The organism is Tardiphaga sp. 172_B4_N1_3 (assembly GCF_052076035.1).
GTDB lineage: Bacteria > Pseudomonadota > Alphaproteobacteria > Rhizobiales > Xanthobacteraceae > Tardiphaga > Tardiphaga robiniae.
On the sequence record NZ_CP197238.1, the window covers coordinates 5,821,572 to 5,844,574 of the forward strand.

Here is a 23,003-nt window from a genome sequence, read left to right on the forward strand (position 1 = left end):
GCCGATGCATCGCTTCAACCTCTCCGCCTGGGCCGTCGCTCATCCGGCACTGATTTTGTTTCTGATCATCGCGCTCGGTGTCGGCGGCTTCTTCTCTTACGAGAAGCTCGGCCGTGCCGAAGATCCATCTTTCACGGTGAAGGTCGTTAACGTCACGGCGATCTGGCCGGGGGCGACCGCCAAGGAAATGCAGGAGCAGGTTGCAGATCCCATCGAGAAGAAGATGCAGGAACTGCCTTACTTCGAAAAGGTGCAGACCTATTCGAAGCCGAACTTCACGGCGCTGCAGGTCACGTTCAGGGATAACGCGCCCGCCAAGGAAGTACCGTTCCTGTTCTATCTGCTGCGCAAGAAGCTCGCGGACGTGCAGGGCAGCCTGCCCGCCAATCTGATCGGGCCGACGGTCAATGACGAATTCAGCGACGTCGATTCCATTCTTTACATGATGACCGGGGACGGCGCCGATTTCAAACAGTTGAAGGTGGTCGCTGAAGGCCTGCGCCAGCGCCTGCTGAAGGTGAAGGGTGTCACCAAGGTCAATCTCTACGGCACCCAGGACGAGCGCATTTTCGTCGAATTTTCTCACGCCAAGCTGGCGACACTCGGCATTACGCCGCAGACGCTGTTCGACTCACTTGCCAAGCAGAACGCGATCCAGCCGGCGGGCACGGTGGAAACCTCGTCGCAGCGCGTGCCGCTGCGCGTTACCGGCGCGCTCGATGGCGTGAAGACGGTGGCGGAGACGCCCGTCGAGAGCAACGGGCGCACGTTCCGCCTCGGCGATATCGCGACGGTCAGCCATGGCTTCGTCGATCCGCCGGATTTCAAGGTCCGGCAGAAAGGTCAATACGCGCTCGGCATCGGCGTGGTCACGGCCAACGGCGCCAACATTCTCGAACTCGGCAAGGACGTCGAAAAGGCCAAGAACGAGTTCATGGTCGCCGTCCCGCAGGGCATCAATGTCGAACAGATCGCCGATCAGCCGCTGGTGGTCGAACATGCCGTTGGGGAATTCACGCACTCGTTCATCGAGGCGTTGGGCATCGTGCTGTTCGTCAGCTTCCTGGCACTCGGCTGGCGCACCGGCATTGTGGTGGCGCTCTCGGTGCCGCTGGTGCTTGGTATCGTCTTCATGGTCATGAATGCGATGGGTATGGACCTGCATCGCATCACGCTCGGCGCGCTGATCATCGCGCTCGGCCTCCTGGTCGACGACGCCATCATCGCGGTCGAGATGATGGTGGTGAAAATGGAGCAGGGCTGGGATCGTGTGCGCGCGGCGTCCTTCGCCTGGGAGTCCACGGCATTTCCGATGCTCACCGGCACGCTGATCACGGCCGTCGGCTTCCTGCCGATCGGCTTTGCGAATTCCGCAGTGGGCGAATATGCCGGCGGCATTTTCTGGGTTGTGGCGATATCGCTGATCGCCTCTTGGTTCGTCGCGGTGATCTTCACACCCTATATCGGCGTCAAGCTGCTGCCGAACTTTGCTGCCCACGGAAAGGCCAATCACGATCCGCATGCGGTCTATGAGACGCGCATCTATCGCGGGTTGCGTAGCGTCGTGCAGTGGTGCGTCACGCACCGCATCAAGGTGGTGGCTGCCACCGTCGGCATCTTCATCGCCGCCATCGTCGGTTTCGGCCATGTCCAGCAGCAGTTCTTCCCGCTGTCTGAGCGCCCCGAACTGTTCCTGCAGCTGCGCCTGCCGGAAGGCACGGCCTTTGGCGTTACCGAAAAGGCGGTCAAGGACGCCGAGAAGCTGCTCAAGGACGACAAGGACATCGCTACCTATACGGCCTATGTCGGCCGCGGCTCGCCGCGCTTCTGGCTCGGCCTCAATCCGCAGCTCCCGAACGAGGCCTTCGCCGAGATCGTGATTGTGTCCAAGGATGTCGAGGCACGTGAGCGCATCAAGTCCAAGATCGAGAAGGCCGTCGCCGATGGCCAGCTGCCGGAAGCACGCGTGCGCGTCGATCGCTTCAATTTCGGTCCGCCGGTCGGTTTCCCCGTCCAGTTCCGCGTCATCGGGCCGGATACCGCGACCGTGCGGGATATAGCCTACAGGGTGCGCGAAGTAATGCGCGCTAACAAGAATATGGTCGATCCGCAGCTCGACTGGAACGAACAGACGCCTTCCCTCAGGCTGGTGGTCGACCAGGATCGCGCCCGTGCGCTCGGCCTGACGCCGCAGGAGTTGTCACAATCCCTGGCGATGCTGATCTCCGGCGCGTCGGTCACGACCGTGCGTGACGGTATCGAGAAAGTGGGTGTCGTTGCCCGTGCCGTTCCGTCGGAACGCCTCGATCTCGGCCGTGTGGGCGATCTCACCATCATCTCGCGCAACGGCGTTCCGGTGCCGCTGTCGCAGGTGGCGAAGATCGAATACGCCCATGAGGAGCCGATCCTCTGGCGCCGTAACCGCGACATGGCGATCACCGTGCGCGGCGACGTCGTCGATGGCGTGCAGCCGCCGGACGTCACCAACCAGATCTGGCCGCAGTTGCAGCAGATTCGCGACAGCCTGCAGCCGGCCTATCGCATCGAGATCGGCGGCGCAGTGGAGGAATCCAGCAAGGGCAATGCCTCGATCGCCGTGCTGTTTCCGCTGATGATGATCATCATGCTGACGCTGCTGATGGTGCAGTTGCAGAGCTTCTCGCGCCTGATCCTGGTGTTCCTGACGGCGCCGCTCGGCATCGTCGGCGCCTCGTTGGCGCTGAACGTCGCCAACAAGCCGTTCGGCTTCGTGGCACTGCTCGGCCTGATCGCGCTGGCGGGTATGATCATGCGCAACGCCGTTATTCTGGTGGATCAGATCGAAACCGACGTGCGGCACGGCCTGACCCGCCGCGAAGCCATCGTCGAGGCGACCGTGCGCCGTGCGCGTCCGGTCATCCTGACGGCGCTGGCGGCCATTTTGGCGATGATCCCGCTGTCGCGCTCGGCCTTCTGGGGGCCGATGGCGGTCACCATCATGGGTGGATTGTTTGTGGCGACGTTCTTGACGTTGTTGTATCTCCCGGGTCTCTATGCGCTATGGTTTCGCAAGAGCCTGGATGAACGCGGATCGGGTGAGGATGTGGATCATCACGCACCGCACCATCACGACAAGCAACAGGCCTTTCCGCTTGCTGCCGAATAGCTAAAGACTGTTATCCGAGATGACTCTGATTTCTGAACACGTCGAAGCCGATATGCGAGGCCGCATCGTTGTGGTCGCGGAAAAGCTGTTTCGTGAAATCGGCTACCAGAAGACCACGGTCGCCGACATCGCGAAGGTGCTGCGAATGAGCCCGGCGAACGTCTATCGCTTCTTCGATTCGAAGAAGTCGATCATCGCGGCCGTGGCGCAGCGATTGATGGGGGAAGTTGAAGAGGCCGCTGGAGCGATTGCTGAAAATCCGCAGCCGGCCGCCGCGCGGCTCCGCGAACTGCTGACGTCGATCCATGAGATGAATGCCGAACGTTATGTCGGCGATGCCAAGCTGCATGAGATGGTCGCCATCGCCATGGAAGAGAGTTGGGATGTCTGCACTGCTCATATGGAGCGCATCACCGTTACCATCGGCGGTGTCATCGCGGACGGTGCTGCCAAGGGTGAGTTTCAGGCTCCGGACGTCGAATTGGCAGCCATGTGCGCCTGCACCGCCATGATGCGCTTCTTTCACCCGCAGATGATCGCGCAATGTGCGACGAAACCTGGCCCGACCCTGGACCAGATGATCGACTTCGTTCTTGCCGGGTTGGCCCCGCGGGGCTAGACGATCTCTCTGACGTCAATTCAGGGGATCTTCCGCGTGACCGCATTCGATCTGCATTCCTACGAGCCCGTCAACGGCCACGGCCTCAAGCACGATCCCTTCAATGCCATCATCGGTCCGCGTCCGATCGGGTGGGTCTCCTCCCGGGATGCCAATGGCCACGTTAATCTGGCGCCATACAGCTTCTTCAACGCCTTCAACTACACGCCGCCGCTGATCGGCTTTTCCAGCATCGGGATCAAGGACTCCGCCCGCAACATGCAGGCGACGAAGGAATTCGTCTGGAATTTGGCCACCATGGATCTGGCCAAGCAGATGAACGCCACGGCGGCGCATGTCGGCCCGGAAGTCGATGAATTCGAGATCGCCGGCCTGACGCCGGTGCCGAGCAAGCTGGTGAACGTACCTCGTGTCGGCGAGAGCCGGGTCGCTTTCGAGTGCAAGGTGACTCAGATCATCGAACTCAAGGGCGCGAACGGCGCTTCGGCCAACGCCTTCCTCACCATGGGGGAAGTCGTCGCCGTACATATCGACAAGACCCTGATCGTGGATGGCGTGTACCAGACCGCATTGGCTGGCCCGATCCTGCGCGCCGGCCGCCGCGGCGACTATTTCCACATCAAGCAGGACGCCATGTTCGAGATGAACCGGCCGGACTGAGGCCGGCTATTCTTCCGGCATTTCGGTCGCGCGACCACTGGTCACGCGGCGGGAAATCGCCTTTCGGGAACCGTTGCGGTATCCTGTCGTTAATGATGGCTCGATGCTGTCAAATTTCGTTTGAATATCAATGCGAAAGCTAAGGTGACACCGTCCCGCTAAGAGCGTCTGCCTTTGGGCGCCCGCGGTCCGCCCGGACTGCTGGTCGTCTCGATCGAGAGGAAGCCTCCATGAGCTCGTCCAGTCTGCGCCGCGACCATCTCACCAAGCCGATCTTTGGCTGGGCCAAGGGCGTGCTGCCGAAGATGTCGGACACCGAGCGCGAGGCGCTGGAAGCCGGCGACGTCTGGTGGGATGCAGATCTGTTCACCGGCAATCCGGACTGGGCCAAGCTGCTCGCCGTCAAGCCGGCCACACTGACGGATGAAGAACAGGCCTTCATGACCGGGCCGGTGGATCGCCTCTGCGAGATGATCGACGACTGGAAGATCAATTGGGAATTGCGCGATCTGCCGCCCGACGTCTGGGAGTTCATCAAGCGCGAAAAGCTCTTCGGCATGATCATTCCGAAGGAATTCGGAGGTCTCGGCTTCTCGCCTTATGCGCATTCGGAAGTGGTGCGCAAGATTTCGTCGCGGTCGGTGGTCGCCGCCGTCACCGTGATGGTGCCCAACTCGCTCGGTCCCGGCGAACTGCTGATGAAGTTCGGCACCGACGCGCAGCGCCAGCGCTGGCTGCCGCGCCTTGCCGATGGACGCGACATTCCCTGTTTCGGCCTCACCAGCCCGGAAGCGGGCTCGGACGCGGCCTCGATGATCGACAGCGGCATCATCTGCAAGGGCACGTTCGAAGGCCAGGAGGTTCTGGGCCTGCGCCTCAACTGGCACAAGCGCTACATCACGCTCGGCCCGGTCGCGACGCTGATCGGTCTCGCCTTCAAGGCCTATGACCCCGATCACCTCGTGGGCTCACAGGATGAGCTTGGCATCACGGTTGCGCTGATCCCGCATGATCTTCCAGGCGTCGAGATCGGCCAGCGCCATCTACCGTCGATGCAGGTGTTCCAGAACGGCCCGAACTGGGGCCGCGATGTTTTCATCCCGCTCGACTACATCATCGGCGGGCAGCAGCGTCTGGGCCAGGGCTGGAAGATGCTGATGTCGGCGCTCGCCGCCGGTCGTGGCATCTCATTGCCGTCCCTGTCTGCGGCCGGTGCCGCCTATGCCGCGCGCACCACTGGTGCCTATGCCCGCATCCGCGAACAGTTCAACATTTCGATCAGCAAGTTCGAGGGGATCGAGGAGCCGCTCGCCCGCATCGCCGGCACGGCCTATCTGCTCGATGCCGCGCGACGCCTGACCTCGGCGGCGCTCAATCTGGGCCATCATCCCGCGGTTATCTCCGGCATCATGAAGCTGCATGCCACCGAGCGCATGCGCATCGCCATCGACGATGCCATGGACATCCATGGCGGCAAGGCCGTCATCGACGGCCCGCAGAACTATATGGGCAATCTCTATCGCGCGGTGCCGGTGGGCATCACGGTTGAGGGAGCCAACATCCTGACGCGTAATCTCATTGTGTTCGGGCAGGGCGCCATCCGCGCGCATCCCTATTTGTTGCAGGAAATGAATGCGCTCGGCGATCCCGACAAGGCGAAGGGCTTAGAGGCCTTCGACACCGCGTTCTGGAAACATATCGGCCATAGCGTCACCACGCTGTTCCGCGCCTGGGGCCGCTGCTGGACCGGTGGCGTATTCGCGCCTGCGCCGGATGCCGGCGATGCCACACAGTTTTATCGCCAGCTCTCGCGTTATTCCTCGGCCTTCGCATTGTGCGCCGACATGGCGTTGCTGACGCTGGGCGGAGCGTTGAAGCGCAAGGAAATGCTGTCGGCCCGGTTCGGCGATATTCTCTCCGAGCTTTATCTGCTCTCGGCTGCGTTGAAGCGCTGGGAGGACGAAGGCCGCCAGCAGGACGACTTGCCGGCGCTTGAATGGTGTATGGCGTCCGGATTCAAGACCATCGAGAACCGCTTTGCGGAGATTCTGGCCAACCTGCCGAACCGCTTTGTCGCCGGCATCCTCAAATTCATCGTGCAGCCATATGGTGCATCGGTGCTCGGGCCTTCGGACCGCGTGGTGCATCGCTGCGCGCAGATGATCTTGGAGCCCTCGGCGACGCGCGATCGCCTGACGCCGGACCTTTCGCATGTTGACGACGATCGCGGCCTGGCGCGGCTGGAGAAGGCGTTCAAACTGGTGACATCGAGTGACGATATTGCCAAGCGCATCCGCACCGCAAAGCTCAAGAACTGGAAGGATGCAGTGGCACAGGGCGTCATCACTCAGGCGGAAGGCGAGAAGCTCGCCGCTGCGCAGGAAGCCGTCAAGCTGGTGATCGAGGTCGATCACTTCGCGCCGGAAGAGCTGTCGCCCGGCTATAAGAAGTCCGATAACGTGCATCAGTTCTTCCAGGAACTTGGTGAGCAGCGGGCAGCAAGCTGATGGCAAGACTTTCATGACAAGACCAGTCTATATCGTCGACGGCAGCCGCACGCCGTTCCTGAAGGCGCGCAGCGGCCCCGGCCCATTCACCCCTGTCGATCTCGCCGTGCAATGCGGACGCCCGCTACTGGCGCGGCAGCCATTTGCACCCGATGCCTTCGATCAGGTGATCCTCGGCTGCGTCAATGTCATTGCCGATGAGATGAATCCCGCGCGCGTCGCAGCACTTCGGCTCGGTATGGGCGAGGCGATGGTAGCCTTCACCGTGCAGATCAATTGCGGCTCCGGCATGCAGTCGATCGACACCGGCTATCGCTACATCCGCGAAGGCAATGCCGATCTGATCCTCGCTGGCGGCGCCGAAGCGCTCAGCCATGCGCCGCTGGTCTGGCCGCAGAACGGCGTGCGCTGGTTCGCCGGCCTCGCGATGGCCAAGGGTGCGCTCGCGAAAGTCACCGCCTTCGCCAAGGCGCGGCCGGCTTATTTCAAGCCGATCATCGGCCTTGAGCGCGGTCTCACCGATCCGATCACCGACCTCAATATGGGCCAGACCGCCGAGAAGGTCGGGCACCTATTCGGCATCACCCGCGCGCAGGCAGATGCCTATGCCGTCGAAAGCCACAAGCGCCTTGCGCATGCGCAGGAACAGGGCTGGCTGAAGGGTGAGGTCGAGACCGCCTTCGATCGCAAGGGCAATTTCTACGACCACGATGACGGCGTACGCGCGGATTCGTCGGTAGACAAGCTCGCGACACTGAAGCCGGTATTCGAACGTCCGTGGGGGCAGGTCACCGCCGGCAATTCCTCGCAGATCACCGATGGCGCATCATGGACGATCCTTGCGTCCGAAGACGCGGTGGTGAAACACGGTCTCAAGCCGAAGGCTATGATCGTCGACAGCCAGTGGTCTGCACTCGATCCGTCGATCATGGGGCTCGGTCCGGTGTTGTCGTCGAACGATCTGTTGAAGCGCAACAACATGACGATTCAGGACATCGAGACCTGGGAGTTGAACGAAGCCTTCGCCACGCAGGTGCTCGGCTGTCTCGCCGCCTGGAAGGACGAGAAATTCTGCCGTGAGGTGCTCGGCCTCGATGGCGCCGCCGGCGCGATCGATCGCGCCAGGCTCAATGTCGATGGCGGTGCGATCAGCCTCGGCCATCCCGTCGGCACGTCCGGTAACCGCATTGTGCTGCATCTCGTCAACGCGATGAAGCGGCTCGGCACCAAACGGGGTATCGCGACCGAATGTATCGGCGGCGGCCTCGGTGGCGCGATGTTGATCGAGACGGTGTGAGGGCGTCATGGACAGCAAGATCATGGACGTTCTTGGGGATCGCGTGCTCGAACTCGGGCCGGGTCCCGACACATCAGGCGCTTATCGCCACTTCAAGCTGACGCGCGACGCCGATGGCATCGCGTGGCTGTTGTTTGACCGCGCCGATGCGAGCGCCAATACGCTTTCGGCTGTGGTGCTGGAAGAATTCGATCAGGTGCTGAATGCGCTGGAAGCCCAGCGCCCGACTGGCATCGTGGTTCGTTCGGCCAAGACGTCCGGTTTCATCGCCGGCGCCGACGTTAATGAATTTCGTGGCGCCAGCGATCCATTGGAAGTGGAAACGCAGATCAGCCGTGCTCACGCGGTGATCGACCGCTTCGAGGCGCTGAAGATCCCGACGGTGGCCGTCATTCACGGTTTCTGCCTGGGCGGCGGCCTCGAAGTGGCGCTGGCCTGCCAGATGCGCATCGCCATCGATGGTGCGCGTTTCGGTTTCCCTGAAGTGATGCTCGGCCTGCATCCAGGTTTGGGCGGCACCGCGCGCTTCACGCATCTGGTTAATCCAATGCAGGCGATGCCGCTGATGCTGACCGGCAAGACCATCGACGCGCGCAAGGCGAAAGCGATCGGCCTTGTCGATGCGGTGACTGAGGAACGCCATGTCCGTAACGCCGTGCGCGATGCGGTGTTCGGCAAGCTCAAGCGCGCCAAGCCGAGTGCGCTGATCCCGATCATGAACTTCTCGCCGGTGCGCGGCATTCTCGCCTCGCGCATGGTCGCTGAAGCCTCGAAGGCTGCGCCGCGCGAACATTATCCCGCGCCCTATGCGCTGATCGAGCTCTGGGAGAAACATGGCGGCGACCGTGCGGCGATGCTCAATGCCGAGAAGGCGTCTTTCGCCCGGCTGATGGTGACGCCGACGGCGCAGAACCTGATCCGCGTCTTCTTCCTGCGCGAGGCGATGAAGAAGCTGGCCGGTGACGGCAACACCATCAAACATGTTCATGTCATCGGCGCCGGCGCCATGGGCGGCGACATCGCGGCGTGGTGCGCACATCAGGACATCTGCGTCACGCTGGCCGACATGAAGCCCGAGCCGATCGCGGGCGCCATGAAGCGCGCCGCCGATCTCTATAGCAAGATCATCCGCAAGCGCACCGAGCAGCGCGACACGCTGGATCGCCTGATCCCCGATATGGACGGCGAGGGCGTACGCAATGCCGACCTCATCATCGAGGCGGTGTCGGAGAAGCTCGAACTGAAGCAGAAGGTCTATGCCGGCATCGAGCCGCGCATGAAGGCGGACGCGATCCTTGCCACCAACACATCGAGCATCCCGTTGCAGGATCTGCGCAGCACACTGGCGCGGCCGGAGCGGCTACTGGGGTTGCATTTCTTCAACCCGGTGTCCCGCCTGCAGCTGATCGAAGTCGTCAGCCATGACGGTGTGGATCAGGATATGCTGAAGAAGGCCACGGCTTTTGTCGGCGCAATTGATCGCCTGCCGCTTCCGGTGAAGAGCTCGCCGGGCTTTCTCGTTAATCGCGCGCTGACGCCTTACATGCTCGAGGCGATGATGCTGATGGAAGAGAAGGTCGACAAGGAAACCATCGACGCCGCCGCCGAGCAATTCGGCATGCCGATGGGTCCGATCGAACTGGCCGATCAGGTCGGGCTCGATATCTGCCTGGCCGTCGGCGACATGCTGCGCTCGAAATTTGGTGACCTGCTGCCGCCGACGCCGGCCTGGCTGCGCGAGAAGGTCAACAAGGGCGAGCTCGGCAAGAAGACCGGCAAGGGCTTCTATACATGGCGTGACGGCAAGGCCGAGAAGAGTTCCAGCGCGGTCGCCACCGCGCGGCCGACGCAGGAGATGATCGATCGCTTGGTGCTGCCGATGTCGAATGTCTGCGTCGCCTGTCTGCGCGAAGGCATCGTCGACAATGCCGATGTGGTCGATGGCGCAATGATTTTCGGAACAGGTTACGCGCCATTCCGCGGCGGCCCGCTGAACTATGCGCGGACGCGTGGAACCGAGAATATCACCGCCACGCTGCGCACGCTGGCGGCCCGGTTCGGCGATCGCTTCTCGCCGGATGCCGGCTGGGAAACCTTTAAATGATGACTCAATTTGCGGCAGGCTGCTTATGACTGAATCAACGACGCAGCCAGTGACGGGGCTGGATGCGGAACCGACCGGCGATCTCACCATCCGCACGGTAGCGATGCCGGCGGATACCAATGCCAATGGCGATATTTTTGGCGGCTGGCTGCTCAGCCAGATGGATCTCGGCGGCGGCATCTTTGCGGCCAAGGTGGCGAAGACGCGCACGGTCACCGTCGCCATCGAGGCGATGACCTTCCGCAAGGCCGTTCATGTCGGTGACGTCGTGTCCGTGCATGCGGAACTGGTGCGGACGGGCCGCACGTCACTCACCGTGCATATCGAGGCCTGGGTGCTTCGCCGCAATGAAAATGCCCCGATCCTGGTGACCGACGGCAATTTCACCTTTGTGTCCATTGACGAGAATGGTCGCCCGCAGGTGATCAAACGACCGGATGCGACGATCTCGACCTGAGCGATTCTAAACACCGGCTGGAACGAAATACCCCCATTCGGGTTAGTGGCCCGGAATATGCATCGCCTATCGCGTAGGGGGCCGCCATGTCAGACACTTACATCATCGAAGTCTCATCGCAGGCTGCCGGCATCGTGGTTCGCGATCCCGGTGGGTACAGGTTCTTCGCCGCGTCTCACCGTTTCAACCCCATGGAAGGCCAGCTGTTTCGCAATGCGCGCGAAGCTGAACGCGCGGCTTTCCAGTTCGCGCAGGGTATCCAAGCCGCTGTGACGCCTTAGAAGGCGGTTCTCTGACGACATCGCGGCGCCGAAGCGCCTGCGCCGGTGATGCGTTGACCATCGCCGCCAACACCCGCACGATGGAAACACTCCATCCGAGGTGTTGTCGTGACTGCTGGCCTGACCCATCGCCAATCCGAAATCCTGAATCACGCGCGGGCCTTTGGCCGCGTGATGGTCGACGACTTGGTGCGCCGCTTCGAGGTGTCCGCACAGACCATCCGCAAGGATCTCAACGATCTCTGCGACCAGCGCCTGCTCACGCGTATCCACGGCGGCGCCATCGTCGCCTCCGGCGTGGAAAACCTTGCTTATGAAGCGCGGCGATTCGTAGCCGCCGAAGAGAAGAAAGCCATCGGCGTCGCTGCCGCGGCGCAGATTCCCAATGGCTCGTCGCTGTTCATCAATATCGGGACCACTACGGAAGAAGTCGCCAGCGCGCTGATCAATCACGAAAACCTGCTGGTCATCACCAACAACCTCAATGTGGCGATGATGCTCTATCGTCACCCGCATATCGAGGTGATTGTCGCCGGTGGCACCGTGCGTCGCTCCGATGGTGCGGTTATCGGCTCCACAGCGATCAAGCTGATCGGCCAATTCAAGGTCGATTACGCCATCATTGGCGCCTCAGCGATTGACGAGGAGGGCGCGCTGCTCGATTTCGACTATCGCGAGGTGCAGGCGGCGCAGGCGATCATCGCCAATGCCCGCAGCGTCATGCTGGTCTGCGACTCGACCAAGCTGCGGCGCTCGGCGGCCGTTCGCATCGCCCATATCAGCCAGATCCAGACCTTCGTGACCGACGTCCCGCTGCCGCCCTCCTTGCAGGAGATCTGCCGAAGCCGGGGCGTGCAGGTCATCGCCGCCTTGCCGGGCTCCGCCGACGATGCGGACGACCTGGAACCCGAGCCGACCCCACTCTAGACCCTGTTCAGACCCCGAAAACGCCAGTTGCTTTCGTTTTAGGTTGTGGTTTAATCGAAAGCGAAAGCCAAATCGCTGAAAGCGAAGATGGCGCGTCCGAAGGAAGGCGCCAGATAATTGGCGCAGGAGGGGAAACGGGGTGGGTCAGATCTACGACCTCGCAATCATTGGTGGTGGTGTGAACGGCTGCGGCATCGCCCGCGACGCCGTCGGCCGCGGCAATTCCGTGTTCCTTTGCGAGATGAACGATCTGGCCAGCGGCACCTCGTCCTGGTCGACCAAGCTGATCCATGGCGGGTTGCGCTACCTCGAATATTACGACTTCAAATTGGTGCGCCACGCGCTGCTGGAGCGCGAAGTTCTCTGGCAGATCGCGCCGCATATCATCCGCCCCTTGCGTTTCGTGCTGCCGCATCACGCCGGTCTGCGGCCCGCCTGGCTGCTGCGCTTGGGCTTGTTCCTCTACGACTATATCGGCGGCCGTAAACTTCTGCCGCCGACGCGCACGCTCGACCTCACCCGCGACGAGACCGGCAAGCCGCTGGCGCCCGGCCGGTTCAAGCGTGGCTTTGAATATTCCGACTGCTCGGTAGATGATGCGCGCCTTGTCGTGCTCACCGCGCGTGATGCCGCCGACCGGGGCGCTGATATCCGCACGCGCACGCGCGCAACCGAGATTAGGCAGGCCGACGGGATGTGGCAGGTCACGGTGCAGGATACGGCGACGGGCGACCGCTCGACCATCAGTGCGCGCACGCTGGTCAATGCCGGTGGTCCGTGGGTCGAGAATGTTCTGGCGGTCGGCGCCGGCGTCAATGCGAAGGCGAAAGTCCGCCTCGTGCAGGGCTCGCATATCGTGGTGCCGAAACTTTACAGCCACGACCGCGCCTACATCTTCCAGAATGCCGATGGTCGTATCGTATTTGCGATTCCCTATCAGGACGATTTCACCCTGATCGGTACCACCGATATCGATTATGACGGCGATCCCGCCGATGTGAAAATCTCTACCGACGAGATCAATTATCTCTGCAAGTCGGTCAGCGAATATCTCGCAAGGCCCGTGCTGGCCGAAGACGTGGTATGGACCTATTCCGGCGTGCGCCCGCTCTATGACGACGGCGCCAACGAGGCCAAGGCGGCGACGCGCGACTATGTGTTCGAGCTCGATCTGCCCGGTGGCCTGCCGCTGCTGTCGATCTATGGCGGCAAGATCACGACCTATCGCCGCCTTGCCGAAGAAGCCTTGCAGAAGCTTGCGCCGTATCTGAAGGGCACCAAGGCCAAGGAAGGCTGGACGGCCCATGCCACGCTGCCTGGCGGTGATTTCGACGTCTCTGCCGTCGATGCGCTCGTCGCAGAGCTGTTGCGCGACTATCCGTTCCTGACACCGGCCCATGCCAACCGGCTGGCACATGCCTATGGCACGCGCGCCGCAAAGATGCTGGGCACCGCGAAATCGCCGGCCGATCTCGGTCAGGCCTTCGGCGCAACGCTGACCGAGCGCGAAGTGCGCTATCTCATGGCCAATGAATGGGCCGTCAGTGCCGAGGATATCGTGTGGCGCCGTTCCAAACTCGGTCTGCGCCTGTCGAAGGAAGAGATCGCGGCTCTCGATCAATGGCTGCAGGCTAATCGCGCTCAGCCCGCCAATCCAATGCGTGAAGCGGGAGCGCGGTCATGAGCGTCGCACTCGATCACGTCTCGCAGATGGTCGATGGCGTCACGACAATCCGTGACGTGTCGCTGACGCTGGAAAGGGGCACACTGAACGTGCTGCTCGGGCCGACATTGGCCGGCAAGACCTCGATCATGCGGCTGCTGGCCGGGCTCGACAAGCCAACGCAAGGCCGCGTGTTGGTCGATGGCAAGGACGTCACCGGCGTCGATATCCGCAAGCGTTCGGTGGCGATGGTCTATCAGCAGTTCATCAACTACCCCTCGCTGTCGGTCTATGAGAATATCGCCTCGCCGCTGCGCGTGCAGGGCAAGCCGAAAGCCGAGATTGAAACCCGCGTGCACGAAGCCGCGGCCTTGCTCAAGCTTGAGCCCTATCTGAAGCGTACGCCGCTGCAACTCTCCGGTGGCCAGCAGCAGCGCACCGCCATTGCCCGCGCGCTGGTCAAGGGTGCCGATCTCGTGCTGCTCGACGAGCCGCTCGCCAATCTCGACTACAAGCTCCGCGAGGAATTGCGCACCGAACTGCCGAAGATATTCGAGGCCTCCGGCGCGATCTTTGTCTATGCGACGACGGAGCCCTCCGAAGCGCTTTTGTTGGGCGGCAGCACCGTGTGCCTGTGGGAAGGTCAGGTTTTGCAGGTCGGCCAGACCTCCAGGGTCTATCGCCATCCCGAGACTCTCAAGGCCGCCGAAGTGTTCTCAGATCCGCCGCTCAATCTGGTGGTGATCGAGAAGAAGAACGGCCACGTGCACTATGCCGGCGGCGCGACGGCGCCCGCCAGCGGGCTCTACGCAAACCTCGCCGACGGCAGCTATCGCGTTGGCTTCCGCGCGCATCAGCTCGAAGTCGCCAGTGGTCTCGCCGGACGGCATGCATTTCCTGCGGAAGTGACCGTGACCGAAATCACCGGGTCGGAAAGCTTCGTCCATCTGAAGCGCGACGCGTCGAATTGGGTTGCAGTGCTGCAGGGCGTCCATGAATTCCTGCCCGGCCACATGCTCGACGCCGTGCTCGATCCCGCCAATCTGTTCGTCTTCGATGGCAGCGACCGTCTGGTTGCCGCTCCCAACAGCACGCAGGGAGCGTAACATGGCCCGCATCGATCTCGTCGATCTCGCGCAGTCCTATAGCGGCAATGATGCCGACCCGGAATCATTCGCGCTGAAGCCGATCTCCATGACCTGGCGGCAAGGCGGTGCCTATGCGCTGCTCGGCCCATCTGGTTGCGGCAAGACCACGCTGCTCAATTTGATCTCCGGCATTGTGACGCCGACGCGCGGGCAGATCCTGTTCGACGGCAAGGATATCACGCCGCTGTCGACGCAGAAACGCAACATCGCGCAGGTGTTCCAGTTTCCGGTCATCTACGACACCATGACCGTGGGCGAAAATCTTGCTTTCCCGTTGAAGAATCGCGGGGTGCCGAAAGCGCAGATCGACGCGCGCGTTGCCGAGATCGGCGAGCTCCTCGATCTCACACCCTATCTGAATCGCAAGGCGACGCGGCTAACGCCCGATGCCAAGCAGAAGATCTCGCTGGGCCGCGGCCTGGTGCGCTCCGATGTCGCCGCCGTGCTGTTCGATGAACCACTGACGGTGATCGATCCCGCCCTGAAATGGGAATTGCGGTCGAAGCTGAAGGCGCTGCACCGCGCGCTGGATCTGACGATGATCTATGTAACTCACGACCAAACCGAAGCGTTGACCTTTGCCGATACGGTGGTGGTGATGCATGACGGCCGTGTCGTACAGTCCGGCACGCCGCAGGAATTGTTTGACAAGCCCGCACATACATTCGTCGGCTATTTCATCGGCTCGCCTGGCATGAATATCGTACCCGCCGAAGTCAGCGGCCGCGAGGCGCGTATCGGCGGGCACGTGATCGCGCTGCAGCGCAGTTACGACAAGTTGCCAGCGGGCGCGACAATCGAAATCGGCGTTCGCCCCGAATTTGTCCATGTTGCGACGCCCGCACCGGGCTTGCTGTTGGCGCAGGTCGAGCGGGTCGACGATCTCGGCCGTATCAGTTTCGCGCGCGTCCGCATCGGCGGCGTCAAGTTCGCCGCGCGCGTACCTCAGGGATTTTCTGTTGTGGGGAGCGATGTCGGGCTGGTGTTCGATCCCAGCCGGGTGCACGTTTACGCCGACAGCCGCCTTGTTGAAGGGGTTGCATGATGGACAAGACCGTCAATCAAAAAGCCTGGTTCCTCGTCCTGCCGGTGTTCCTCATCGTGGCGTTCTCCGCGGTGCTGCCGCTGATGACGGTCGTGAACTATTCGGTGCAGGACACCTTCGGCAACAACCAGTTCTTCTGGAACGGCGTCGGCTGGTTCAAGGAGCTGCTTGATCCGTCCAGCGATCTCGGCGGGCGCTTCTACGCGTCCCTGCTGCGCAATCTGGCTTTCTCCGCGATCATCCTCGCCATCGAAGTGCCGCTCGGCATTCTTGTCGCGCTGTCGATGCCGCGTGACGGCTGGCGCGTCGCAGTCTGCCTCGTGATCCTCGCGCTGCCGCTGCTGATTCCATGGAACGTGGTCGGCACCATCTGGCAGATCTTCGGCCGTCCCGACATTGGCCTGCTCGGCTATACACTCAACCACATGGGTATCGACTATAATTACGTGTCGAACGAGTTTGATGCCTGGGCCACCGTCATCGTGATGGATGTCTGGCACTGGACCAGCCTCGTCGCGCTGCTGTGTTACGCAGGCCTGAAATCGATCCCCGATGCTTATTATCAGGCGGCACAGATCGACGGCGCGTCGCGCTGGGCGGTGTTTCGCGCGATCCAGCTACCCAAGCTCAATCGCGTGCTGCTGATCGGTGTGCTGCTGCGCTTCATGGACAGTTTCATGATCTATACCGAGCCCTTCGTGGTCACCGGCGGCGGCCCCGGCAATTCGACCACCTTCGTCTCCATCGAGCTTGTCAAGATCGCGCTCGGCCAGTTCGATCTCGGCAAGGCCGCAGCGCTGTCGCTGGTCTACAACATCATCGTGCTGATCGTGTGCTGGATATTCTACACCGTGATGACCAATGCCGGCGTCGATCACACCAAGCGCGAGGGAGCGGTCTGATGCATACGATCCCTGGGCGTCGCATTATCCTGTTACTATTTTTGGTGTTCTTGCTGCTGCCGATCTACTGGCTCGTCAATATGAGCTTCAAGACCAATGGCGAGATCGTCTCGACCATGACGCTGTGGCCGCACCAGCCGACGCTGGAGAACTATACCCGCATCTTCACCGACGAGAGCTGGTATTCCGGTTACATCAATTCGCTGAAATACGTCATCATCAACACCATCCTGTCGATCTCTTTCGCGCTGCCGGCAGCTTACGCGTTCTCGCGCTATCGTTTCCTCGGCGACAAGCACCTGTTCTTCTGGCTGCTGTCGAACCGGATGGCGCCGCCCGCCGTATTCGCGCTGCCATTCTTCAATCTCTATTCGGCCATCGGCCTGTTCGACACGCCATGGGCCGTGGCGCTGGCGCATTGCCTGTTCAACGTGCCGCTCGCAGTATGGATCCTCGAAGGCTTCGTGTCCGGCGTGCCGCGCGAGATCGACGAGACGGCGTTTCTCGACGGCTACTCGTTCCCGAAATTCTTCGTGAAGATTCTCGTGCCGCTGATCGCATCGGGCATCGGCGTCGCTGCGTTCTTCTGCTTCATGTTTTCCTGGGTCGAACTGCTGCTGGCGCGCACGCTGACCTCGGTGAATGCCAAGCCGATTTCGGCGGTTATGACACGCACCGTGTCGGCCTCCGGCATGGATTGGGGCCTGCTCGCCGCTGCCGGCGTGCTGACCATCATCCCCGGTGCCCTCGTCATCTGGTTCGTCCGCAATTACATCGCGCGCGGTTTCGCGCTTGGCCGGGTCTAGGAGGCCGTCATGGAAAACATCGCATGGATGGCCTGGACCCCGCCGACGGCGATCTTCTTTGGGCTGCTGGCATTGACGCTGGGCACCATGACTTGGCTCGCAGTCGCCTATCCCGAAGCCGAACGCATCGGCATCCTGCGCATTCCTACCACGCGCGGCGACCGGCTGTTCCTGTCGCTGATCGCGGCGGCCGTCATCCACCTGTTGTGGATCGGCTTCGTCGGTTCCGACCCGATCGCGACGCTGCCGATCGGCGAGGAGGGAGTTGAAATCTCGAATCTGTGGTTCGCGACATTGATTTCGCTGGTCTCGGCGGTGGCAATTTTTCGCACCGTCTGACCGGCATGGACTGCAGTCCCGGGATGAACCCGGGCCTGAAACAGAAGTGAGGGAGGAAGCTATGAGGCACCTGACGACACAGGCACGTCGCCCGACGCGCCATATCATGATGACCAGCGCTGCTGCGTTGATCACGGCGACTGCGTTGCTCGCCGCGCCGGCCAAGGCCGACGACGCCACCATTCAGAAGTGGATCGACAGCGAATTCCAGCCATCCACGCTGTCGAAGGCAGAGCAGCTGAAAGAACTGCAGTGGTACGAGAAGGCCGCGCAGCCGTTCAAGGGCATGGAGATCAATATCGTCTCCGAAACCATCACCACGCACGAATACGAATCGCGCACGCTGGCCAAGGCGTTCTCCGAAATCACCGGCATCAAGCTGAAGCACGACCTGATCCAGGAAGGCGACGTGGTCGAGAAGCTGCAGACCCAGATGCAGTCCGGCAAGAACGTCTATGACGGCTGGATCAACGACTCCGACCTGATCGGCACGCATTTCCGCTACGGCCAGACCATCGCGCTGTCGGACTACATGACCGCAGAAGGCAAGGACGTCACCAGCCCGACGCTCGACGTCAAGGACTTCATTGGGACGTCCTTCACCACCGCGCCGGACAAGAAGATGTATCAACTGCCCGACCAGCAGTTCGCCAACCTTTACTGGTTCCGGTACGACTGGTTCACCAATCCCGACTACAAGGCCAAGTTCAAGGCCAAGTATGGCTACGATCTCGGCGTGCCCGTGAACTGGTCGGCCTATGAAGATATTGCCGAGTTCTTCACCAACGACATCAAGGAGATCAACGGCGTCAAGGTCTATGGCCACATGGACTACGGCAAGAAGGATCCGTCGCTCGGCTGGCGTTTCACCGACGCCTGGCTATCGATGGCCGGCAATGGCGACAGGGGTCTTCCGAACGGTCTGCCCGTCGATGAGTGGGGCATTCGCATGGAAGGCTGTCGTCCTGTCGGCTCCTCCGTCGAGCGCGGCGGCGATACCAACGGTCCGGCAGCGGTCTACTCGATCGCGAAATACCTCGACTGGATGAAGAAGTATGCTCCGCCGCAGGCGCAAGGCATGACCTTCTCGGAGTCGGGGCCGGTGCCGGCGCAGGGCAATATCGCCCAGCAGATGTTCTGGTACACCGCCTTCACCGCCGACATGGTGAAGCCGGGTCTTGCGGTCATGAATGCCGACGGTACGCCGAAGTGGCGCATGGCCCCGTCGCCGCATGGCTCGTACTGGAAGGAAGGCATGAAGCTCGGCTATCAGGACGTCGGTTCGGGCACGCTGCTCAAGTCGACCCCGGCCGATCGCCGCAAGGCAGCCTGGCTCTATCTGCAGTTCATCACCTCGAAGACGGTGTCACTGAAGAAGAGCCATGTCGGTCTCACCTTCATTCGTGAGAGCGATATCTGGGACAAGTCGTTCACCGAACGTGCGCCGAAGCTCGGCGGTCTGGTCGAGTTCTATCGCTCGCCGGCCCGCGTGCAGTGGTCGCCGACCGGCAACAACATCCCGGACTATCCGAAGCTGGCGCAGTTGTGGTGGCAGAACATCGGCGATGCGTCGTCCGGTGCGAAGACCCCGCAGCAGGCGATGGACTCACTGGCCGCAGCTCAGGATTCGGTGCTCGAACGTCTTGAACGATCCAAGGTTCAGGGCGAATGCGGACCGAAGCTGAACAAGAAGGAAACGGCCGAGTTCTGGTATGCGAAGTCCGCCAAGGACGGCAACATCGCGCCCCAGCGCAAGCTGGCCAACGAGAAGCCGAAGGGCGAGACGGTGGACTACGACACGCTGATCAAGTCGTGGCCCGCGACTCCGCCGCAGAAGCGCGCGTCGAACTAAGACGAGCTTTCTGAACAAACAAAAAAGGCCGGGAGCGATCCCGGCCTTTTCTCTTGCTGTCATTCCGGGTTCGCACCCGCAAAGATGCGTGTGCGCCCCGGAATGACGGCGTACTTACTCCGCTGCCTGCTTCGCGCCCAGCACCGGATAATCCGTGTAGCCCTTGGCGCCGCCGCCATAGAACGTCGCCTTGTCGGCATCGTTGAGCGGCGCGCCGGTCTTCAGCCGCTCGACCAGATCCGGATTCGAGATGAACGGCTTGCCGAACGCGATCAGGTCGGCGGCATCGGCCGCGAGTACCTTGTTGGCCAGCGCGAGATCGAAGCCGTTGTTGGCGATATACGTTCCACTGAAACGCTTGCGCAGGCTGGCATAGTCGAACGGTGCGACGTCGCGCGGACCGCCGGTCGCGCCTTCGACGACATGTAGATAGACCAGCTTCTCGGCGCTGAGCCCGTCAGTGATGTAGTCGAACAGCTCTTGCGCCTGCGTGTCGGCGGCGGCATCGTTGGCCGGCGTCACCGGCGAGATGCGAATGCCGGTTCTGTCGCCGCCGATTTCCTTGGCAACTGCCGCGGCCACTTCCAGCATCAGCTTGGCGCGGTTCTCGAGCGAACCGCCATAGGCGTCGGTGCGCTTGTTGGTGCTGTCACGCGCGAATTGCTCAAGCAGATAACCGTTGGCGCCATGGATCTCCACGCCGTCGAAACCAGCCTCGACCGCATTGGCAGCGCCGCGTGCGAAACTGTCGATGACGCCTTGAATTTCACCCAGCTCCAGCGCGCGGGGTTCCGAGACGTCGGTGAAGGTGTTGTTGACGAAGGTCTTGGTGTTGGCGCGGATCGCCGAAGGGGCCACCGGCGCGCCGCCATTCGGCTGCAGGCTGACATGCGAGATGCGGCCAACGTGCCAAATTTGCATATAGATATGACCGCCCTTGGCATGCACGGCCTCGGTCACCTTCTTCCAGCCGGCGATCTGCTCCTTGGTGTAGACGCCCGGGACGTCCTGATAGCCCTGGCCCTGCTGCGAGACGGGTGTGCCTTCGGTTACCAGAAGGCCGGCGCTGGCACGCTGGCTATAATATTCGATCGCCAGCGGGTTCGGCACGTTGCCCGGCAATGCGCGATTGCGCGTCAGCGGCGCCATCACCGTGCGATTGGTCAGCGTGTTTGCACCAAGCTTGTAGGGGTCGAAGAGTTTGGACGTGCTCATGATGAATGATCCAGTCGATGAAAGGTGAAATCGAATTGGGCATCATGCAGCGCATTGGCAATACCGCTGCGCTGCATGTCGTTGGTTCAGGATAAAACGATCGTGGCGATGACGGATTGAATGATCATGATCTCTCTATCGGTCGGCCAGCAGCCGAATATCCTGCGGTGATGGCGCGGCTTACTGCGCGCCGAGGAAGTCGCGCTTGCCGACATCGATGCCGCACATCCGCAGGATGCCGTGGGCAGTGGTGATGTGGAAATAGAAGCTCGGTAGCGAGAAGCTGGTGAGGAATTGCTGGCCGGACATGGTGGTGGTCTTGCCGGGGCCGGTGGGGAAGGTGATCTCCCGGGTCTCGCCGCCGTCGAATTGGGCGGGCTTGTAGTTCTTCAGGTAATCGACGGTCCTGCCGATTCGCTGCTGCAATTCATCGAAGGTCGTTTCGGTATCCGGCACCGCCGGCACTTCGCTGCCGGACAGGCGCGCGCTGCCCTTGGTGGCGAAATCGCAGGAGAGCTGGACCTGCCGGCTCAGCGGCAGCATGTCCGGGAAAAGTCGCGTGCCGAGCAGGACGGCGGGCTCGATCTTCTTTGCGGCAGCATAGGTTTCGGCCTTTTTCAGTCCAGCGGACAGACTGCCCAGCATCTGCAGATAGGCGGGCACGACGGAATCATAGAACGGCATGAGGATGCTCTTTTGTGATGCGTTTCGAGGCACAGCGCGGCAGGTCGAGAAAGATGCTGTTGCATGGAGTTGGGGCGCGCTTGGCTGATTTCAACCGCCCCGGCCTCACAAAAGAGAAGAAATTTACCGCCCGGATTTCAGCGCCGCCAACAATTCAGCCGTCGGCCAGGAGTCCGCGGGAAGGCCGAACTTGACCTGCATGGCCTTCACCGCTGTGCGACTCTGCTGGCCGAGGATGCCGTCGATCTTGCCGACATTGAAGCCGCGCTTCGCCAGCAATTGTTGCAGCTCGCGAAGTTCGGGATGTGACAGCTGCGCGACAGGGGCGGAGGGCTGCCGCATCTTGGAGGCGCCATTGATGCGGGTGGCGAGATAGGCTGCTGTCGTCGAATAGATCAGCGAATTATTCCATTCGGTATAGGCGGCGAAATTCGCGTAAGCGAGGAAGGCGGGGCCGTGCCGGCCCATCGGCAGCAGCAGCGATGCCGGCATGCTGTCGTTCGGCAGTGGCCGTCCGTCGGGATAGCTGACGCCGAATGACGCCCATTTGGCGCGGGGCAGTTGGATGGTGAGATCGGCCTGATCCCACGGTACGTTGTCGGTGACCCGCACCTCCTGCAGCCATGGCTCGCCGCGCCGCCATTTCAAACCGGTGGAAATGTAATGCGCCGTCGAGCCGATCACGTCGGCGGGGCTGCGCAGCAAATTGCGATGGCCGTCGCCGTCATAGTCGACGGCATAGTTGAAGTAATGCGTCGGCAGGAATTGCGTCTGGCCGAGTTCGCCGGCCCATGAGCCGATCATCTCCGCCGGCGACAGATCACCGCGATCGATGATCTTCAGCGCGGCGATGGTCTCGTCCTGAAACATTTTCGAGCGCCGGCAGTCATAGGCCAGCGACACCAGCGAGCGCAGCGTCTGCAGATTGCCCATCTGCACGCCGAAGTCGCTCTCCAGCGCCCAGAACGCTGCGATGACGGCGGGCGGCACGCCATACTCCTTCTCTGCACGCGCAAAGGCTGCGGCGTTCTGCTTGATCTTGAGCTGCCCGTTCTGCATCCGGTAATCCGCCGCCATGCGGCCGGCGAATTGCGTGAACAACTGCCCGAACACCCGCTGCCCGCGGTCGCGATTGACGATGCCCTGATCGTAGACGAGATAGGGCGCCGCTTCCGCCATCGCGCGCTGCGATACCCCGCTAGCGACAGCCTGCTGTTTCAGCCCGGCAAGGAATTGATCGAAGCTCTGGCCGCCATGGCAGGATGCGGCGCGCTGGGCGGAGGCGGGGGAGGCGAGGGCGATCAGGGCTGATGTTGCGAGCAGGATTGCAAATCGAATCGACATAAATATTC

The 23,003-nt window shown here is 61.8% G+C and carries 19 protein-coding genes; 16 read left to right on the forward strand and 3 right to left on the reverse strand.

Annotated features, from left to right (window positions below):
* Positions 1-4: 4 nt before the first annotated feature.
* The 16 genes from AB7783_RS27445 (at position 5) to AB7783_RS27520 (ending at position 19,752) form a co-directional block, all read left to right on the forward strand.
* Positions 5-3,145, forward strand: coding sequence for an efflux RND transporter permease subunit (locus tag AB7783_RS27445; protein ID WP_441279353.1), 3,141 nt, complete (start codon positions 5-7; stop codon positions 3,143-3,145).
* A 19-nt stretch (positions 3,146-3,164) separates the two neighbouring features.
* On the forward strand, positions 3,165-3,764 hold the full coding sequence (locus AB7783_RS27450) for a TetR/AcrR family transcriptional regulator (RefSeq protein WP_093759638.1): 600 nt from the start codon (positions 3,165-3,167) through the stop codon (positions 3,762-3,764).
* A 36-nt stretch (positions 3,765-3,800) separates the two neighbouring features.
* Positions 3,801-4,424, forward strand: coding sequence for a flavin reductase family protein (locus tag AB7783_RS27455; protein ID WP_439062100.1), 624 nt, complete (start codon positions 3,801-3,803; stop codon positions 4,422-4,424).
* Positions 4,425-4,654: 230 nt separating this feature from the next.
* Entirely contained in the window at positions 4,655-6,931 is a 2,277-nt protein-coding gene (locus AB7783_RS27460) for an acyl-CoA dehydrogenase (RefSeq protein ID WP_441279354.1), read from the forward strand.
* 13 nt (positions 6,932-6,944) lie between these two features.
* Positions 6,945-8,228, forward strand: a complete 1,284-nt coding sequence (locus tag AB7783_RS27465; RefSeq protein WP_441279355.1) for an acetyl-CoA C-acetyltransferase — start codon at positions 6,945-6,947, stop codon at positions 8,226-8,228.
* Positions 8,229-8,235: 7 nt separating this feature from the next.
* Entirely contained in the window at positions 8,236-10,332 is a 2,097-nt protein-coding gene (locus AB7783_RS27470; RefSeq protein ID WP_441279356.1) for a 3-hydroxyacyl-CoA dehydrogenase NAD-binding domain-containing protein, read from the forward strand.
* A gap of 25 nt (positions 10,333-10,357) precedes the next feature.
* Positions 10,358-10,789, forward strand: a complete 432-nt coding sequence (locus tag AB7783_RS27475) for an acyl-CoA thioesterase (protein WP_184513321.1) — start codon at positions 10,358-10,360, stop codon at positions 10,787-10,789.
* 86 nt (positions 10,790-10,875) lie between these two features.
* Positions 10,876-11,070 (forward strand): hypothetical protein, encoded by a 195-nt coding sequence (locus AB7783_RS27480; protein ID WP_093759633.1) that lies wholly within the window; start codon positions 10,876-10,878, stop codon positions 11,068-11,070.
* 108 nt (positions 11,071-11,178) lie between these two features.
* A complete protein-coding gene (locus AB7783_RS27485; RefSeq protein ID WP_441279357.1) occupies positions 11,179-11,997 on the forward strand; it encodes a DeoR/GlpR family DNA-binding transcription regulator in 819 nt (272 codons plus the stop codon).
* Between the two features lie 139 nt (positions 11,998-12,136).
* Positions 12,137-13,681, forward strand: coding sequence for a glycerol-3-phosphate dehydrogenase (glpD, locus tag AB7783_RS27490; RefSeq protein ID WP_441279358.1), 1,545 nt, complete (start codon positions 12,137-12,139; stop codon positions 13,679-13,681).
* Entirely contained in the window at positions 13,678-14,766 is a 1,089-nt protein-coding gene (locus AB7783_RS27495) for an ABC transporter ATP-binding protein (RefSeq protein WP_441279359.1), read from the forward strand. Before glpD ends, AB7783_RS27495 begins: the two co-directional genes overlap by 4 nt.
* 1 nt (position 14,767) lies before the next feature.
* Positions 14,768-15,853, forward strand: a complete 1,086-nt coding sequence (locus AB7783_RS27500) for an ABC transporter ATP-binding protein (protein WP_441279360.1) — start codon at positions 14,768-14,770, stop codon at positions 15,851-15,853.
* Positions 15,853-16,755, forward strand: a complete 903-nt coding sequence (locus tag AB7783_RS27505; protein WP_115033087.1) for a carbohydrate ABC transporter permease — start codon at positions 15,853-15,855, stop codon at positions 16,753-16,755. The genes AB7783_RS27500 and AB7783_RS27505 overlap by 1 nt, the downstream gene beginning before the upstream one ends.
* Complete coding sequence (locus tag AB7783_RS27510) at positions 16,755-17,561, forward strand: carbohydrate ABC transporter permease (RefSeq protein ID WP_120288339.1); 807 nt, start codon at positions 16,755-16,757, stop codon at positions 17,559-17,561. Before AB7783_RS27505 ends, AB7783_RS27510 begins: the two co-directional genes overlap by 1 nt.
* 9 nt (positions 17,562-17,570) lie before the next feature.
* Positions 17,571-17,900: a DUF2160 domain-containing protein gene (locus tag AB7783_RS27515; protein WP_093759628.1), complete on the forward strand. Its 330-nt coding sequence runs from the start codon at positions 17,571-17,573 to the stop codon at positions 17,898-17,900.
* A gap of 61 nt (positions 17,901-17,961) precedes the next feature.
* The gene (locus tag AB7783_RS27520) at positions 17,962-19,752 is read left to right on the forward strand and encodes an ABC transporter substrate-binding protein (protein WP_089262580.1); all 1,791 of its coding nucleotides are present in this window, start codon (positions 17,962-17,964) and stop codon (positions 19,750-19,752) included.
* Between the two features lie 114 nt (positions 19,753-19,866).
* Here the strand turns inward: AB7783_RS27520 and AB7783_RS27525 are convergent, their stop codons facing one another.
* The 3 genes from AB7783_RS27525 to AB7783_RS27535 form a co-directional block, all read right to left on the reverse strand.
* Positions 19,867-20,967, reverse strand: coding sequence for an alkene reductase (locus AB7783_RS27525; protein WP_441279361.1), 1,101 nt, complete (start codon positions 20,965-20,967; stop codon positions 19,867-19,869).
* A gap of 180 nt (positions 20,968-21,147) precedes the next feature.
* Positions 21,148-21,651, reverse strand: coding sequence for a DUF1993 domain-containing protein (locus tag AB7783_RS27530; RefSeq protein ID WP_184513332.1), 504 nt, complete (start codon positions 21,649-21,651; stop codon positions 21,148-21,150).
* A 123-nt stretch (positions 21,652-21,774) separates the two neighbouring features.
* Positions 21,775-22,995 carry a lytic murein transglycosylase gene (locus tag AB7783_RS27535; protein ID WP_441279362.1) on the reverse strand — a complete coding sequence of 407 codons (1,221 nt, stop codon included), beginning with the start codon at positions 22,993-22,995 and terminating at the stop codon, positions 21,775-21,777.
* Positions 22,996-23,003: the final 8 nt, after the last annotated feature.